Below are 16,778 nucleotides of genomic sequence, written 5' to 3' on the forward strand. Positions count from 1 at the left end.
GTATTATGGCGCGCTACGATTACAAGTGCTCGAGCTGCGGCAACGTGTTTGAGGTTGAGCATCCCATGTCCGAGACCCCCGAGGTCGTGTGCCCGAGCTGCGGCGCTCCGGCATCCAAGACGTTCTCGGCCAGCGGCATCAAGTTTGAGGGCAGCGGCTTCTACAACACCGACCAGCGCAGCGGCGGCTCCAGCACCAGCGCCACCAGCGGCTGCTGCGCCAACTGCCCGCACAGCCACTAGAAACCAATCAGCCCCGCGACCGACACCAATCGCGGGGCTGATTCTTTAACTACCCAGGCATCTCTATGAGTTGCGGTGAAATAAGGACTGTTTGGCGGGTAGATGCCGCTATTCAATCCCTATTTCACCGCAACTTAGTAGTTACTTGTGGACCAGTCTGGCGCAGAAGTGGCCGTCGTAGGAGTCGGCGTTTACGGGGACGCTTTGGAAGAGGCCACGGTCGTTTTGACGGACGGCTACCAGCTTCTTGGCCTGCTCGAAATCGGGCAGTTGCAGGATCTGCGCCTCGGAGAGTGGCTTCAGGCTAAAACCGGTGCCCTCGGGAGAGTTTAGGAAAGCATCCACGACCTGCGTGTTCTCCTCGTCGAAGACCGAGCACGTCGCATAGATGAGCTCGCCGCCGGCAGCCACGCGGGGAGCAGCCTCTTTGAGCATCGTCAGCTGCAGCTTGGGCAGTTCAACCGTCACATCCTTTTCGGTCAGGCGCCACGGTATCTCGGGATGACGGCGCATAGTGCCGGTGCCCGAGCACGGCGCATCGATAAAGACCGTGTCGAACTTAACCGGCTCGCCAAGCATCGCATCAAACGACGTGAGCACTTCATTGAGCTCGCAGGCATCGCCCGACACCGTACGAACACCTGAGATACCCGCCTTGTGCAGGCGCGCGAGATTCTGATCACACTTACGATCGTGCAGATCAAGCGCGGTATGCTGACGCTCGTACCCGGCACGCTTGGCCTGACACATCATTACATAGGTCTTGGTGCCGCGGCCAGCGCCGATCTCTAGGCAACGCCCGGGTCGCGTCGCCGCAGTGGCAATGAGCTGGGCGTTAAGGTCCGAGGCAACGGCAGCAGCGCGCTCAAACACGCCCGACGCAACCGTAACCTGAGCATCGACCGGCGCATGGCAACCCGGGAACAAGGGTGCCACAAGCTGCGAAATGTAAGGATCGAGGTCGGTCGCAAAGGCGTTCTCATGCAGGGCCAGCGGCGCGGGGGCCAGATTGCCGGCAAAGTTAAGCGCACCCTCTGGCGTGTCAAACGAGGCCATAATGCGAGCGCACAGCCAGCGAGGAAGACCCATCAGGCGCGACAGACGAACCAAGCGTCGCTCAGACTCATCCACATCGGACGCAGTCGCAAAGTTCTCAACATTGTCCGCAACCTTATGCAGTACAGCATTGGCCAAGCCGGCGGCGGACTTAGCACCGCAACGAACCAGTTCAACACCCTGACTTACGGCAACACGGCCCGGCGTATGCAGGTAGAGCATCTCGAAGGCCGAGATACGAAGCGCCATGCGAACGCGCGGCGCAACCTTTTTGGGCTTATCGAGAAACTGATCGAGCAGCTCGTCCAAAATACCCTGCGTGGCGGCAACACCGAGCGCCAAGCGAGCGGCAAACGCAGAATCGCGCTGGTCAATGGCCTTGGCGGAAGCGCGGGAAGACAACACGTCGCGCGCATACATGCCGCGGCGATCGGCCTCCATCAGCACATCGAGCGCAAGCTTGCGCGCGGGAGACAGCTTGCTCATGACAAAACACCCCACGAAAGATCGGCACCCTGCAGGCCAGCAGCCCAGGCAGAAGCGGCCATAGCACGCTTGCCATCAGGCTTAACCTCGAGCAACTCAACCGAGCCATCGGAAAGGCCAAGGTAAACACGCTTAGCCTTAACGTCAACGGCGCCCTCGCCAAGCGAAACATCGGCCAGCGCAGCATCGAGCACACGCACGGTCTTGCCGGCAATCACGCAACGAGCAGGCGCGGTATCGGACGAAGCCAGCACATGACGCACGCAATCAAGCGCCGCCATGTGCGGATCCAGACGCATCTCTTGCTTGGAGATCTTGGCAGCATGGGTAACGAGCGCCTCATCCTGTTCGATCCACACGGCGGTGCCATCGGCAAGAGAAGGAAGCGTATCGGCAAGCAGTTTGCCGCCCAGCTCGCCAAGCTCCGTAGTCAGTGCCTCGGCATGCTTGCCAGCAACCGACGTAGACGCCTGGGCGCAATAAGCGCCGGTATCCACGCCATGCCCAATGCGCATAATAGAAACGCCAGCAATCTCATCACCAGCAAGAATGGCACGCTGAATAGGAGCAGCCCCACGCCAACGAGGCAGCAAGGACGCATGAACATTCACAATACCAAGCGGCGCCATATGCAGCACCTCATCGGGCAAAATGCAACCATAGGCTGCCACACAGAAAATATCAGCCCGGGTAGCCTGGAGCACCTCAACAACCTCAGGCGTCATACGATTAGCCTCAACAACAGGCAAACCAAGCTCGAGCGCCTTAGCCTTAACAGGAGACGGCTCAAGCTTCTTACCACGCCCACGAACAGCATCAGGACGAGTAACAACAAGCGCAATCTCATTCCCAGCCTCAACAAGCGAAGTCAAAGAAGGCACAGCAAAATCGGGCGTACCCATAAACACAATACGCATAAAGATCGTCTCCCCTCAACCAAAGCCGAGACGGCTACAAAGAACAGCGGAAAGCCAAGTACCCGGCCCATCCGCCAGAACAGTCCAACAAAAACAAATATACCCAAAACCAAAGAAAGAGCCGCAATAAAAGCAGCTCTTTCAGCAAAGCATCTATCAGCAAAGACGCCCTTCCCTGGCCCGACGGCACCCGGGAGAGACAAGCAGCGTCAACGTAGTCCCCGGGTCGCCCGCCTATATCGTCCCGCGCGCAGTTTCGCAGCGCAGCGAGAATGTTTGAGCACGGGATGATATAGGCGGGCGCCCCGGGGACGGACAAACCTACTCCGTCTCGCCCGGTCGAGCGCCGCGGGCCAGGGCGTCCTGGTACTCCTTGACTGCCTTGATCCTCTGCATCGGCTTCAGTCGCTCGAACATAGTGTTGCCATGCAGGTGATCGATCTCGTGCTGTAGGCACACGCAGAACAGGTCGCCCGTAGCCTCGTAGCGAATCAGGTTTGCGTCCAAGTCGTACGCCTCGACGACGACATGGTCGGGACGCTCGATCTCGCAGCTAATGCCAGGGATGGAAAGGCAGCCCTCGCTAAACGGCACCAGATGGTCGCTCTGCTCAACAATGACAGGGTTGATGAGCACGTACGGGTCGTAGTCGTTCTTGTCGCTGTAGTCACAGTCGATGGTGACGAGCTGAATAAGCTCGCCGATCTGCGGAGCAGCCAGGCCGCAACCGCCGTTGTCGAACATCATCTTCTTCATCTTCTCGGCAAGCGCCTCGATCGCCGGGGTGATCTCCTCGATCACGGCGCACTCCTGACGCAGGCGAGGGTCGGGCGACAGTACGATTCCGTTGGCTTCCATGGCCATCCTTTCGGGTTGTTACATCAAATCATAGGCATCGACGTCAACGCTCACGCTCACGCCGCGCACAGAGCCCACCTCTTTGAGGCAGGCGTCGATATCATCAGAGACATGGTACCCCACAGGCGACTTCACAAGCAGATGGAAGCGGTAACGGTCCTTGGCTCTCTCGATTACACACGAAGCCGGGCCCAGCACCTGGGGCACGGCGCTCCCCGCCCGCAAAAAGTCGGGCGCGGCGGCATGCCAGCGGCGCTTAAGAAGCTTTGCAATGCGCCCAATGAAGTCCTGCGCGTCGTCTCGGTTCGCCGACCACACCAAGATGTTGACCAGGCGAACAAACGGCGGGTACAGCGCGTCGCGGCGCTGGTCCAGGTCGTAGTCGGTAAAGATCGAACGGTCGTGCTCAGCGACGGCGCGAATGACCGGATCCTCGGGCAGGTAGGTCTGGATGATGACCTCGCCGGGACGATCGCCGCGACCGGCACGGCCCGCGACCTGCTCCAGCAGATCGTAGGCGCGCTCCCCTGCTCTAAAATCGGGCAGCTTTAACGCAAAGTCTGCATTGACCACGCCCACAAGCGTGACCTCGGGAAAGTCGAGGCCCTTGGCAATCATCTGGGTGCCCAGCAGCACCGCGCAATCGGCGGCATCGAACTGCTCGAGCAGCTTTTTGTGCGCATCCTTGCCGCGCGTGGAATCGGCATCCATGCGGATGATGGCGACGTCCTCGGGCAGCATCTGGTGCAGTGCGTCCTCGATCTGCTGCGTGCCCAGACCCATTTTTGCAAGGTAGCGACTACCACATTTGGGGCAACGACTCGTGGGCGCGGGATACGGCTGCACGCGCCAGGAGGATCCGCATGTGTGACATTGCAGCGTGTGCGTGCGCTCGTGATACGTAAGGGCGGTGGAGCAGTGGTTGCAGGTGGGGACGCAGCCGCACTCGCGGCACATCAGGAACGGCGCAAAGCCGCGGCGGTTATGCAGCAGCACGGCCTTCTCGCGCCGCTCTACAACGCGCTCCAGGCCTTCCATCAGCGGTTTAGAGAACATTGAGCGGCTGCCGTGCGAAAACTCGCGGCGCAGGTCGGCAATGCGTACCGTGGGCAGGACCGCGTGTCCCGGGCGCTCGGGCATCTCGACGCGCGTCCAGGTGGCGCCGCTGTACGTGCCGCGGCGGCAGCGGTCGAGGGTCTCAGCCGAGGGCGTAGCCGAGCCCAACACGAGTGGACAGCGATAGCGGCGCGCCATCTCGGCAGCCACCTCGCGCGCATGGTAGCGCGGGCTGGAGCCCTGCTTGTAACTAGTTTCGTGCTCCTCGTCGATGATGATGAGGCCCAAGTCGCTGAGCGGGCAAAAGAGCGCCGAGCGGGCGCCGACCACCACGCGGGCCGCACCGCTGGCGACCATATCCCACTGGTCGAGACGCTCGCCAGCAGAAAGACGCGAATGGAAAACGGCCACCGTCTCGCCAAAGCGCGAGCGGAAGCGGCCGACGGTCTGGGCCGTCAGCGAGATCTCGGGCACCAGCACGCAGGCAGAGCGACCGGCTGCGAGCACGCGCTCGATGGCGGAGAGGTAAACCTCGGTTTTGCCGGAGCCGGTGACGCCGTCGACCAACACCACATCGCCATGAGCGTCCAGACGGGCGCGCTCAATCTGCGCGAGTGCCCGTTGCTGGCCGTTGGTAAGGGAGACCGGCGCCTTGCCGCTTGCCGAGGACAGCGTGGTCTGCTCGCTGCAGCCACGCCAGGCGCGGCGCTCCTCCACCACCACGACGCCGCGCTTTTCGAGCGCTTTGATGGTCGCCGACATGCTGTTATAGAGAAGATTAAGGTCGCGAGTCGTAACCGGGCCGCACTGCAGCGCCTCGATGAGCTGGCGCTGACGGACCGCGGTCTTGGGCGGCGTATAGTCAAAGCCTTCGGGCGTAAGCATCACCCAACGATTTTGGATAGGCTTGACGGCAGGGCGCTCAACCGACCATGCGCCGTTATCGCCCTTAACGACGCGCGGACTGCCGCCCGGGGGCAGGAACAGGCGCAGGCACTCGGAAAGCGTCGCGACATACTCGCGGCTCATCCAACGTGCGATGCGGGCAGCCTCGGCGGTAAAGAGGGGTTTGCTGAGGATGGCTTCGATGGCTTTAATGCGCGCGGGGTCGAGGGCATTGTAGCCCTGTAGGTCGCTCAGCCCAGGCGCAATGTCGACGATATAGCCCGCGGCCGCACGGTTACCAAAGTGGACCAGGACCGTGGATCCGATCTGGGCCTCATTAGCAAGGGACTGGGGAATGCAGTAGGCGAATGGCTCGGACAGCGCGCGAGTAGGAATGTCGAGGACTACACTCGCGTAGGCGGCAATGGGCTCAGGTGCAGGCTTAGGCTGAGCCGAGGCAGCGGCAGGCTCGGGCTTCACCGGAGTCTCCTCCGGTTCCGGCGAACCAAACAGCGACAGTTGTTGAGCCATACACCACCTCTAACGAACGGACCTGAAAGGGCTGGGACAAAATAATCAGTAGTGTTTGTCCCATGGCCGATACGAGTGTCGAGTTCGTTGCGTCACTCGAACATGGGACAAACACTACTGATTATTTTGTCCCAGCAACCCACTCATCGGTACAGAAACAAGAGCCCCGCTCGAGGGAACGGGGCTCGGATACATGCGTTTACGCGGCTGCTACAGCGCCATCGTGCGGGCGCGGTCGATACGCGCCAGGCAGTCGTCGCGGCCGACGAGCGCCATGGTCTCGCCCAGCGGGGGGCTCACCATGTTGCCGCAGACGGCGACGCGCACGGCCTGGAACACCACGCGCTTCTTAAGGTCCATCTGCTCGGGCAGCGGCTCAAGCGCGGCGTCGATGTTGGCAGCCGTCCACTCGTTCACGCCCTCGAGAGCGGCCTTGGCGGCATCCAGAATGGCACCCATGCCCTCCTTGGCCAGGCCCTTGTTGACGGACTTCTCGTCATACTCGAGCGTCTCGGCCGTAGCGAAGATGGGAGCGGCGACGGTCACGGCGTCGGCCGGCATCTTGGTGCGCGGCTTGACGATGGCGGCAAGCGCGTCGATCCAATCCTCGCCGTACTCGACATTGCCCTCGATGAGACCCGCCTCGTGCAGCTCGGGGACCATGATCTCGTCGGCAAACTGAGCATCGGACATGCCGTTGATGTACTCGGCATTGACCCAATCGAGCTTCTTGGGATCGAAGGTCGCCGGGTTCTTGGAGATGCGGTCGAGTGAGAACTTGTTGGCCAGGACATCGCGCGGGATGATCGTGGTCTCGCCGTCGAGCGACCAGCCGAGCAGCGCCAGGTAGTTGACGAAGGCGTCGGACAGGTAACCGGCGTCGCGGTACTCCTCCACCGAGGTGGCGCCGTGGCGCTTGGAGAGCTTCTTGCCGTCGGCGCCCAGGATCATGGAGATGTGAGCGAACGTGGGCACGGGAGCGCCGAGGGCCTCGTAGACCATGACCTGACGCGGGGTGTTGGACAGGTGGTCGTCGCCGCGGATGACATGGGTGATCTTCATCATGGCGTCGTCGACGACGGTCGCGAAGTTATACGTGGGCGTGCCATCGGAGCGGAAGATGACAAAGTCGTCGAGCTCCTTGGCGTCGAAGGTCACCTCGCCGTGGACGGCGTCGTGGATGACGACGTCGCCGCGGTCCTCGGGCACCTTAATACGCAGGACGTAGGACTCGCCGGCCTCGATGCGACGGCGGGCCTCCTCGGGATCAAGATCGCGGCAACGGCGCTGATAGCCCTGGAAGGGGTCCTTGCGCTCCTGCGCGGCCTTGCGGTCGGCGTCGAGCTGCTCCTTGGTGCAGAAGCAGGGATAGGCCTTGCCCTCGTCCCAAAGCTTCTGGGCGGCCTGCTTGTACAGGTCCAAGCGCTCAGTCTGGGCGTAGGGGCCAAAGTCGCCGCCTACCTCGGGTCCCTCATCCCAGTCCAGGCCAAGCCAACGCATGGCGCGCAGGATGATCTGCGTGTTCTCATCGGTGGAGCGGGTGGGGTCGGTGTCGTCGATGCGCAGGATGAACGTGCCGCCGTTTGCGCGGGCGAAAGCCCAGTTATAGATAGCGGTGCGAGCGCCGCCGATGTGCAGCTTGCCCGTCGGTGAGGGTGCAAAGCGGACGCGAACGTCTGATGCCATGGATATCTCCTCGATTGCAGGATGGATGTCTAACCGCACCAGTATAAAGCATCAAAGCAACCTCCGCACAAAGGGCACCGACTCACTCATTGGGGACAGACTTAAATGACCACCCAATGAGCACCCGACTGGTCATTTAAGTCTGTCCCCAATGAGTAGGTGCGGAAAGGGTGTGAATGTTTGATTTACGCGCTATGATGTGCCCTTGCATAGAGAGCCCGGCGGAATGGTAACGGTCGCCGGGACACGTTTTTGAAAGGACAATCATGTCAGAAGAACTTCGTTCCATCCCACCCCAACACGGGTCCTTTGTTTTTACGTCGGAGTCGGTGACCGAAGGTCATCCCGATAAGATCGCTGACCAGATCAGCGACGCCGTCCTCGACGCAATCCTCGCCAAAGAAATAGAGCTCCAGGAGCAGGGCTACATCGCCCCCAACGGCGTGCCTGCCAACGTGGAGAACGTCCGCTGCGCCTGCGAGACCCTCGTGACCACCGGCACCGTCATCGTCGCCGGCGAGATTCGCACCCAGGCCTACGTCGACGTACAGGAAATCGCCCGCGGCGTCATCCGCCGCATTGGCTACAACCGCGCCAAGTTCGGTTTTGACTGCGACACCTGCGGCGTCATGAGCCTCATCCACGAGCAGTCGCCCGATATCGCCCAGGGCGTTGACGAGTCCTTCGAGACCCAGACCGGCGCCACCACCGACCCGATCGACCTGATCGGCGCCGGCGACCAGGGCATGATGTTCGGTTATGCCTCCAACGAGACCAAGACCCTCATGCCCATGCCGCACTACCTGGCAAGCCGCCTGGCCGAGCGCCTGGCTGCCGTGCGCCATGACGGAACCCTGCCCTACCTGCGCCCCGACGGCAAGACCCAGGTCACGGTGCGCTACGAGGAAGGCAAGCCCGTGGAGGTTACGACCATCGTCATCTCCACGCAGCACGCTGCCGAGATCGAGGACATGGGCAAGATCAAGGCCGACCTCATCGAGTATGTCATCGCGCCTGTCATGGCCGCTGAGAACATGCCGTGGGATGGCGCCGATATCTACGTGAACCCCACCGGTCGTTTTGTCGTGGGCGGCCCCATGGGCGACACGGGCCTGACCGGCCGCAAGATCATCGTCGACACCTATGGCGGCTACGGCCGTCACGGCGGCGGCGCCTTTAGCGGCAAGGACTGCACCAAGGTCGACCGCTCCGCCGCGTATGCCGCGCGCTGGGTCGCCAAGAACGTGGTCGCCGCCGGCCTGGCCGACCGCTGCGAAGTCGAGCTTGCCTACGCCATCGGCGTTTCCAAGCCCCTCTCAATCATGGTCGACACCTTCGGTACCGCGCATGTTGCCGAGGACAAGATCGTTGAGGCCGTAGAGAAGACCTTCGACCTGCGCCCGGGCGCAATCATCCGCGACCTAGACCTGCGTCGCCCCATCTACGAAAAGACGGCAGCCTACGGTCACTTCGGCCGCGAAGACGCCGACTTTACCTGGGAGAAGACCGACCGCGTCAACGAACTCAAGGCAGCCTGCGGCCTATAAATAGGTTCACAGAGCCCAGACAGCAAAGCATTAGAACCAAAAGAAGTACCGGCCCCAACCGGTACTTCTTTTTATTTACACGGTAGTGTGAATATTTCGATGCGCAATGAACAGCACGTCCCCAGCTGATGAATTTTGACATCCAGCCACTCCAACCATGTATCCTAAGTTCCGAGGGCTTTGGTATTTGGTCGATCGCGAGTTCCGCACGAGCCGGAGGCCACTTAATGTGGCCTCCGTGCGAGCCAGGACTGTAGAGCAGGCGACCAAATACCAAAGCCCTCGGAACGACGGGATAGAACAGGAGCGCATATGGCAGGCAAGCCGCAAACACTAGCTACGACCTCGGCATTCGAGATCTTGGGCCCCGTCATGGTCGGCCCCAGCTCATCGCACACCGCCGGCGCCCTGCGCTGCGCACAAGTTGCCGCCAGCCTGCTGGAAGGCCGCATCACCAAAGTCACCTTTGGCCTGTGGAACTCCTTCGCCCACACCTACCGCGGCCACGGCACCGACCGCGCTCTCGTCGCGGGCATCCTGGGCCTCGACACCGATGACGAAAATATCAAGCAGGCCTTCGACCTCGCACGCGAGCAGGGCCTCGAATATCACTTTGACATCAAGGGCGACGACGCCTCCATCCACCCCAACACCGTCGACATCGACATGGTCGACGCCACGGGCGCCACGGCGCAGGTCCGCGGCGAGAGCTTGGGCGGCGGCAAGATGCGCATCAGCCGCATTAACGGCGTCGGCGTCGACATCTCGGGCATGTATTCCACGCTCTTCGTGGCGCACCAGGACGTCCCCGGCGTGCTCGCAGCGCTCACCAACCTGCTCGCCTACGCCCATGTGAACATCGCCTTCTGCCGCACCTACCGCACCGAAGTGGGCGGCCAGGCCTACTCCGTCTTTGAGACCGACGGCGCCCCCGACGACACCGTCGTCCCCATGCTCCGCAAGCTCGACAATGTCGATTACGCGACCTTTATCGAGCTCCCCGGTTCTGTCTCGTCGCTCTCCCCCGGCGTCTCGGCAAAGGAAGTCTTCGACGACGGCGAGCAGCTGCTCGATGCGTGCGAGGAACTGGGGCTCAACATCGGCGCCGTCATGGCCGTGCGCGAGGCACGTCTGACCGGCGAGGCACACGCTATCGCCGCCATGCGCCGCGTACTCGACGTCATGCGCGAAGAGACCATAGCCCCCATTTCCAATCCACAGCGCTCGCTCGGCGGCCTCATCGGCGGCGAGGCAAAGCTTGTCGATGCCACCAGCCGAAACGATCTGAGCATAAGCCTGATGGGCGCCGTCCAGACCGATGCCGTGGCCCGCGCCATGGCCGTCCTTGAGCGCTCCGCCACCATGGGCGTGATCGTCGCAGCTCCGACGGCAGGATCCGCGGGTGTTGTGCCCGGCTGCGTGCTGGCGCTCGCCGACCATCTGCAACTGGACGATGAGCAAGTCATGGACGCCCTCTACTGCGCCGCCGCCATCGGCCTCAACCTCACCACGAGCGCCTGCGTCGCCGGCGCCGAGGGCGGATGCCAAGCCGAGGTGGGAAGCGCGGCCGCCATGGCCGCCGCCGCGCTGGTGCAGATGCTCGGAGGCACGCCTGAGCAGGCACTCGACGCCAGCTCCATCGCCCTGAGCAACCTGCTGGGCCTGGTCTGCGACCCGGTGGGCGGCCTCGTGGAGGTGCCGTGCCAAAACCGCAATGCCATCGGCGTGGCAGCCGCCTTTAGCTCGGCGCAGCTTGCACTTGCCGGTATCAAGAGCCTGGTGCCGTTTGACCAGATGGCGCACGTCATGCTCTCCGTGGGCCACGCGTTGCCGGCCACGCTGCGCGAGACGGCAAAGGGTGGCATCGCGCAGGCTCCGGCCGCACTTTCGGCCTGTGCAAAATGCGGTGTGTGCGGATAGCGACAAAGAAAGACTCGAAGGTGGGACAAATGTCCCACCTCTTTTGAATGCCACCGTTTCCATACCACAAACAACTGGGTAATCGCTATAATGCAAGCCCAGTAAAAACACGATGAGTCGCAAGGCGAAATCCGAAGGATATGCATACGATGTCGCAAAACGATCGAACTCAACTGATTCCCGATCCGCAGCAGCCGAGCAGGCACACCGGCGGCGTTCAGTCGCCGCGTCCTATCGCGCCGAGCCGCGGTCAGCAGCGAGGTGCGGCAAACGTTTCCCAACGTCCGAACAAGCAGCATCAGCAGCGCCAGGCAAATGGCAATGCGCCCAAGCAGCCCCCCACGCACGCTCGAGGCGATCGCGGCCCCGCACGCAAACCCGCCGAGAACAATAAGTCGGGCAAAAAGACGACGCTCTTTGTCGTTCTGGGTCTTATCGTCATTGTCTATATCGTAGGCGTTGTAGCGTTTTCGCAGGTAGCCTACCCCAACACCACTATCGCCGGCGTCGATGTCTCGTTCTCCAACGCTTCGTCTGCCGCCACCAAGGTCAACTCGGCTTGGAAGCACTATAAGCTCACCGTGACAGGCGATGACTTTAGCTGGACCTATCAGCCCGAGTCCGATGAGCCCATTGTCGACGGCGAAGCTGCCGCAAAAGAGATTATCAGCCGCAACGAAGCCATTGTATGGCCGGTTCGCCTTGTAGAATCCTTAAGCGGCAAGACCAAAACAACCGCTAGCTCCAACGAAGTCGATCTTGATCAAGACGTCGACCTGTCCATGCTCTCCGACACCTTTGACCAAAAGCAGTTTGAGAAGGATCTGGGCGCCGCCATCGACGAGTTTAACGAGGGGCGTTCGGGCGCGTTCGAGGCCAATAGCTCCTATGACGAGCAGGCCGGCAAGTTTACCGTCGAGAAGGCGCGCTCCAACGAAAAACTCAACCGCGAGCATGTCATTAAGTATGCCGAGCTCGAGCTTGCCTCGCTGGCCGAGACCGTAGATCTTTCCAAGCTCGGCAACGATGCCTATGAGCCGCTCAATGGAACGCTGACCGATGATCAGATTCAGTCTGCATGCGATGCCGCCAACAACTTCTTGGGCGTCAACGTGACCCTCAAGCTCAACGGCGAGGATGCCGGCAAGGTTGATGGCAGCTCCGTGTTGCAGTGGATCAGCTTTGCCGATCCGGCCAACCCCACGCTCGATACGTCGCAGATCAGCAGCTGGGCAGCCGAGCTCGCCAACGGCTTTAATACCGTGGGCTCCACTCGCTGGTGGACGCGCGCCGATGGCAAGCAGTGCGCCGTCGAAGGCGGCGACTTTGGTTGGTCCATCGACAGCAGCTCGCTCGCCAAGCAGGTCGAAGACGCCATTAACAACAAGCAGACCGGCGAAATCGAGATCAAGTACTCCCAGAAGGCCGACACATTTACCGCCAAGGGCGAGCCCGACTGGAAGGCCTATATCGACGTCGACCTGTCCGAGCAGCATGCGCGCTACTACGACGAGAGCGGCAACATCGTGTGGGAGGCCAACTTTATTTCTGGCAAACCGGGCGAAGACGCCACCCCCGAGGGCGTATGGCAGATCAACAGCAACGATGGCGCCAGCAAACTCATCGGTGCCAAGGACCCCGAGACCGGCAAGCCCAAATACGAGAGCCCGGTAAGCTACTGGATGCCGTTCGAGGGCAATATGGTCGGATTCCACGACGCCACCTGGCAAAACGATTCGAGTTTCGATAACGCCGAATCGTACAAGTGGTGCGGTAGCCACGGTTGTATCAACCTGCGTCTGGCCGATGCCAAGTCGCTCCACGAGCGCATCAAAGTCGGCCTCTGCGTGGTCGTGCACTCGTAACGCAGCTAACGTCTACAACAAGTAAACAGCACGGCGACAAAACTTACAGTACCGTCATCCGCAACTTCTATACGCCCGCCTATCGCGACGGGCGTATATACTTATCGGAGCCATATCAATAAAGGAGACGCTATGTCCAAGGTCCCCACGATCAATCCGGGTCCTGACGATTCCGATCGCATGCCCCAAGATGCCACCGAGACCCTGCCGATTATCAGCGCTGCAGACACCAAGCAGCCCCAAACGAGTCTCGACGATTCGACCGATATCTCCGATGAAGAAGCCTATGCAAAGCTCAAGGCAAAGCGTGCCGAGCGTCGGCGCAAAAAGCTCATCCGACGCGGTATCGCCGTCGGTGTCGTTGTTACCATCGCGCTCATTGCCACCATCGCAACGCTGGTCATCAACGCGCAACCCGCAGGCACCAACGGACCGGTGACCGACATGGTCACCGAAGGCACGTTTACCACCACAGTCGAAGCCAAGGGGCAGCTTAAGCCCATCTCGGCATCGGTCGTCTCCCCTTCTGTCGACGGTACAGTTGAAAAGATCAACGTGCAGGCCGGACAGAGCGTCAACGAGGGCGACGTACTCATGACCATTAAGAACGACGCGCTCGATAGCGCTGTTTCCGAGGCGCAGCGCGCGGTCGCGGCCGCCCAGGAAGACCTGAACAATGCAAAGGTGGCACTCGCGGCCGCACAGGCCGCACCGACAACGGACAGTGACGGATCGACCGGTCCATCGGACGCAAACGCCAACGCAAATGCCGTCTCGACCGCCCAGCGCAACCTCGCCTCGGCCCAGGCAGCGCTGGAACAGGCAACTGCAAAGGCGGCCGAGCGCACCGTAAAGGCCCCCAGCTCGGGCAGCATCGTGGAGCTCAACGCCAAGGTGGGCGCTACGGTAACAGGCGGCATGATCATGGGTGAAAGCGACACGAGCGGCGGCAAGCAGTGCATGCAAATCGCCGACCTGTCCAAGATGAAGGTGACGGTTCAGGTGGGCGAAAAGGATATCGCCAAAATTGCCGTGGGCCAAAGCGCCAACGTGACCTATCCCGCGTTTCCCGATATCGTGAGCCAGGGCACCGTCACGGCTATCGCCTCGGTGGCAAACTCTGACTCCGGCTCCGGTAGCGGCGGCAGCGTGACCTTTAACGTCGACATCCTCATCGAAGCACCCGACAGTCGCCTTAAGCCGGGTATGACTGCCGAGGTCTCGGTAGTGACCGAGAAGCTCGACGACGTGGTTATGGTGCCGACCATGGCGCTGATGACCGAAGATGGCGAGCACTATTACGTCAATCAGGCCACCGATTCGGAAGGCAAGAAGACGCGCCGCGTGAAGGTGACCGTCGTGACGCAAAACGACAACGAGGCTGTAGTCGGTAAGACGCAGGTCAAGCGCGACGACCAGGGCAACGAGATCAACCCAGACGTCCCGGTTACCAAGTTACGCGACGGCGACACCATCGTGACGGATACCGGCACAGGCATGACGGCAGACGGCGGCGACAATATGTCTGCCGACGAGGGCAAGTAATGCGTCCCGTCATCGACATCCGCAACGTGCACCGCATCTTTGAGAGCGAGGCCGGTTGCGCCCACATCCTGCACAACGTGAGCCTGGCGGTGAACCCCGGTGAGTTCGTCGCCATCACCGGCCCCTCGGGCTCGGGCAAGTCGACGCTCATGAACATCCTGGGCTGCCTGGACAAGCCGACGGCGGGTGATTATTTCCTGCAAGGGCTCAACGTCGCCGAGCTCGACGATGATGAGCTCACCGAGGTGCGCGCGCTGAGCATCGGCTTTGTCTTTCAGAGTTTTAACTTGCTGCCGCGTCTGACGGTGATCGAAAACGTCATGCTGCCGCTGTCCTACACCAATGTGCCGCGTAGCCAGCGCGAGATGCGCGCCGTGCACGCGCTGCAAGCCGTCACACTGCCGGTCGACCATTGGGACCACCGCATATCGGAACTCTCGGGCGGACAGATGCAGCGCGTCGCCATCGCGCGCGCCCTCGTCAACGACCCGCCCATCATTTTGGCCGACGAGCCAACGGGAAATCTAGACTCGACAACCGGGGCGCTCGTCATGGAAACCTTCCACAAGCTCCAGAAACGCGGCAAGACCATCGTACTCATCACACATGACCCCGGCATCGCCGCCGAGGCCGATCGAGCCGTAACCATCCGTGACGGGCGAATCCATGACGGCGCATATGTCGCGCATACACCGAATACGTTACGCGGGGCCGTCAAAAACCTGCCCGCGATTTCTGCAACCACCAATCAGCCGAAAGGAGCGAAGGCATGAGCACCCGCGATCTTGTCCAAGAAGCCCTTCACTCGCTCGAGGCCAACAAGGGACGCAGCCTGCTCACCATCCTTGGCATCGTCATTGGCATCGCCTCGGTCATCGCCATGACTTCGCTCATCGGCGGCATCCAAAACAGCCTGGTCAAAAGCCTGGGCCTCAATGCAGCCCGCATGGTAGAGATCTATTCGTCCCAAGAACTCACCGATTCGGATGTGGAAAAGCTTCGCAAACTGGTGCCGCAGATTGAGCAGATCGGCATCGTCGATAGCGCCTATTCCGAGTACAAGGTCGGGGATAAAAGCTATACCGTCATGGCACACGGCGTCGATAGCGACATGCTCGATGCCGTGGGCGCCAGCAAGCTCGTTGCGGGACGTGTTTATTCACAGGCAGAGTCTCAATCAGGCTCGCGCGTGGCGCTCATCAGCCGCGGCGGCGCCGATCAGCTTTACGGCAACGAACAGGACGCACTGGGGAAAACCATCAAGGTGTCCAACGGCGAGGTGCAGATTGTAGGCGTGATTGATGGCGGCAGCGACTCCATGGGCTCGCTCACGCTGTATATGCCACGCGAAACCATCTCCGGCCTGTTTGGCGACGAGAATCCTTCATTCCCCAGCGTGACGGCACTTGCCGCCGAGGGCACAGACATGGACGAGCTCTGCAAGACCATCGAGTCTAAGGTGCGCGCGATGAAGGGCATCTCGGAGGATGATGAGTACGACAGCGTATCGGCGACCTCCATGAAAAGCGCCATCGATGCACTCAACTCGTTTATGGGCGCCTTCTCGCTCATCATGGGCGCTGTCGCCAGTATCTCGCTGCTTGTCGGCGGTATCGGCATTATGAATATGATGCTCACCAACGTGACTGAGCGCATCCGCGAGATCGGTATTCGCCGTGCCCTGGGCGCCAGTCGCCGCGATATCACCGCGCAGTTTTTGGCCGAGTCCTCGGCGCTGTGCGTCACCGGTGGCCTGCTGGGTATCCTGATTGGCTATCTGCTGGCCTGGGGCCTCGCGATGTTTGCCGCAGGATCAGGGGTTCTCAACGAGCTCGGTGCCAGTGGGGAGATCACACCGAGCTTTTCAATCGCCACGGTGCTGCTGGCCTTCGGCGTCTCCGTCGGCATCGGCGTAATCTTTGGCTTCTACCCCGCTCGCCGCGCGGCAAAGCTCAACCCGGTGGAGTGCCTACGCTACCAGTAAGCCACCACCAGCTACCAGTAAGCCACCACCAACAAGTTGCGGTGAATTAGGAACCGAATATGCTATCTAGCAGCAAAAACAGACACTATTTCACCGCAACTTATTGAAGGGCTGTTTGCGCCAGTTCTGGGCGTCGTCCTCGAGCTATTGATGGATGACGGGCTTGTACGGGTCGAGCTTGCACGGGGCGCTCCTCCTCG

The 16,778-nt window shown here is 61.2% G+C and carries 12 protein-coding genes; 7 read left to right on the plus strand and 5 right to left on the minus strand.

Going from position 1 to position 16,778, the window contains the following annotated elements:
• Nucleotides 1-5: 5 nt before the first annotated feature.
• On the plus strand, nt 6-242 hold the full coding sequence (locus tag AQ996_RS01405) for an FmdB family zinc ribbon protein (protein WP_055250373.1): 237 nt from the start codon (nt 6-8) through the stop codon (nt 240-242).
• A gap of 141 nt (nt 243-383) precedes the next feature.
• Here AQ996_RS01405 and AQ996_RS01410 read toward each other — a convergent pair whose 3' ends face one another.
• The 5 genes from AQ996_RS01410 to gltX form a co-directional block, all read right to left on the minus strand.
• Nucleotides 384-1,784, minus strand: coding sequence for an RsmB/NOP family class I SAM-dependent RNA methyltransferase (locus AQ996_RS01410; RefSeq protein ID WP_055250375.1), 1,401 nt, complete (start codon nt 1,782-1,784; stop codon nt 384-386).
• Nucleotides 1,781-2,701, minus strand: a complete 921-nt coding sequence (fmt, locus tag AQ996_RS01415) for a methionyl-tRNA formyltransferase (RefSeq protein ID WP_055250377.1) — start codon at nt 2,699-2,701, stop codon at nt 1,781-1,783. Before fmt ends, AQ996_RS01410 begins: the two co-directional genes overlap by 4 nt.
• 321 nt (nt 2,702-3,022) lie before the next feature.
• Nucleotides 3,023-3,559, minus strand: a complete 537-nt coding sequence (gene def / locus AQ996_RS01420) for a peptide deformylase (RefSeq protein ID WP_055250379.1) — start codon at nt 3,557-3,559, stop codon at nt 3,023-3,025.
• Nucleotides 3,560-3,577: 18 nt separating this feature from the next.
• A complete protein-coding gene (gene priA / locus AQ996_RS01425; protein WP_055250381.1) occupies nt 3,578-6,031 on the minus strand; it encodes a replication restart helicase PriA in 2,454 nt (817 codons plus the stop codon).
• A gap of 210 nt (nt 6,032-6,241) precedes the next feature.
• The gene (gltX, locus tag AQ996_RS01430) at nt 6,242-7,717 is read right to left on the minus strand and encodes a glutamate--tRNA ligase (RefSeq protein ID WP_006233932.1); all 1,476 of its coding nucleotides are present in this window, start codon (nt 7,715-7,717) and stop codon (nt 6,242-6,244) included.
• A gap of 266 nt (nt 7,718-7,983) precedes the next feature.
• On the opposite strand from gltX, the gene metK reads away from it, so the two are divergent.
• From metK to AQ996_RS01460, 6 genes are all read left to right on the plus strand, one after another.
• Nucleotides 7,984-9,264, plus strand: a complete 1,281-nt coding sequence (gene metK, locus AQ996_RS01435) for a methionine adenosyltransferase (protein WP_055250383.1) — start codon at nt 7,984-7,986, stop codon at nt 9,262-9,264.
• Nucleotides 9,265-9,576: 312 nt separating this feature from the next.
• Nucleotides 9,577-11,184, plus strand: coding sequence for an L-serine ammonia-lyase, iron-sulfur-dependent, subunit alpha (gene sdaAA, locus AQ996_RS01440; protein WP_055250385.1), 1,608 nt, complete (start codon nt 9,577-9,579; stop codon nt 11,182-11,184).
• Nucleotides 11,185-11,333: 149 nt separating this feature from the next.
• On the plus strand, nt 11,334-13,049 hold the full coding sequence (locus tag AQ996_RS01445; protein ID WP_055250387.1) for a L,D-transpeptidase: 1,716 nt from the start codon (nt 11,334-11,336) through the stop codon (nt 13,047-13,049).
• A 132-nt stretch (nt 13,050-13,181) separates the two neighbouring features.
• A complete protein-coding gene (locus AQ996_RS01450; RefSeq protein ID WP_055250389.1) occupies nt 13,182-14,594 on the plus strand; it encodes an efflux RND transporter periplasmic adaptor subunit in 1,413 nt (470 codons plus the stop codon).
• Complete coding sequence (locus AQ996_RS01455; RefSeq protein WP_055250391.1) at nt 14,594-15,367, plus strand: ABC transporter ATP-binding protein; 774 nt, start codon at nt 14,594-14,596, stop codon at nt 15,365-15,367. The genes AQ996_RS01450 and AQ996_RS01455 overlap by 1 nt, the downstream gene beginning before the upstream one ends.
• Complete coding sequence (locus AQ996_RS01460) at nt 15,364-16,578, plus strand: ABC transporter permease (protein WP_055250393.1); 1,215 nt, start codon at nt 15,364-15,366, stop codon at nt 16,576-16,578. Before AQ996_RS01455 ends, AQ996_RS01460 begins: the two co-directional genes overlap by 4 nt.
• The last annotated feature ends 200 nt before the right edge of the window (nt 16,579-16,778 follow it).

Origin of the sequence: Collinsella aerofaciens (assembly GCF_001404695.1) — a bacterium.
Taxonomy (GTDB): domain Bacteria; phylum Actinomycetota; class Coriobacteriia; order Coriobacteriales; family Coriobacteriaceae; genus Collinsella; species Collinsella aerofaciens_E.

Bases quoted from the DNA above. Each gene is read 5' to 3' on its own strand.
- AQ996_RS01405 (WP_055250373.1), top strand. From the start codon at position 6: ATGGCGCGCTACGATTACAAGTGCTCGAGCTGCGGCAACGTGTTTGAG.
- AQ996_RS01410 (WP_055250375.1), bottom strand. From the start codon at position 1,784: ATGAGCAAGCTGTCTCCCGCGCGCAAGCTTGCGCTCGATGTGCTGATG.
- fmt (WP_055250377.1), bottom strand. From the start codon at position 2,701: ATGCGTATTGTGTTTATGGGTACGCCCGATTTTGCTGTGCCTTCTTTG.
- def (WP_055250379.1), bottom strand. From the start codon at position 3,559: ATGGAAGCCAACGGAATCGTACTGTCGCCCGACCCTCGCCTGCGTCAG.
- priA (WP_055250381.1), bottom strand. From the start codon at position 6,031: ATGGCTCAACAACTGTCGCTGTTTGGTTCGCCGGAACCGGAGGAGACT.
- gltX (WP_006233932.1), bottom strand. From the start codon at position 7,717: ATGGCATCAGACGTTCGCGTCCGCTTTGCACCCTCACCGACGGGCAAG.
- metK (WP_055250383.1), top strand. From the start codon at position 7,984: ATGTCAGAAGAACTTCGTTCCATCCCACCCCAACACGGGTCCTTTGTT.
- sdaAA (WP_055250385.1), top strand. From the start codon at position 9,577: ATGGCAGGCAAGCCGCAAACACTAGCTACGACCTCGGCATTCGAGATC.
- AQ996_RS01445 (WP_055250387.1), top strand. From the start codon at position 11,334: ATGTCGCAAAACGATCGAACTCAACTGATTCCCGATCCGCAGCAGCCG.
- AQ996_RS01450 (WP_055250389.1), top strand. From the start codon at position 13,182: ATGTCCAAGGTCCCCACGATCAATCCGGGTCCTGACGATTCCGATCGC.
- AQ996_RS01455 (WP_055250391.1), top strand. From the start codon at position 14,594: ATGCGTCCCGTCATCGACATCCGCAACGTGCACCGCATCTTTGAGAGC.
- AQ996_RS01460 (WP_055250393.1), top strand. From the start codon at position 15,364: ATGAGCACCCGCGATCTTGTCCAAGAAGCCCTTCACTCGCTCGAGGCC.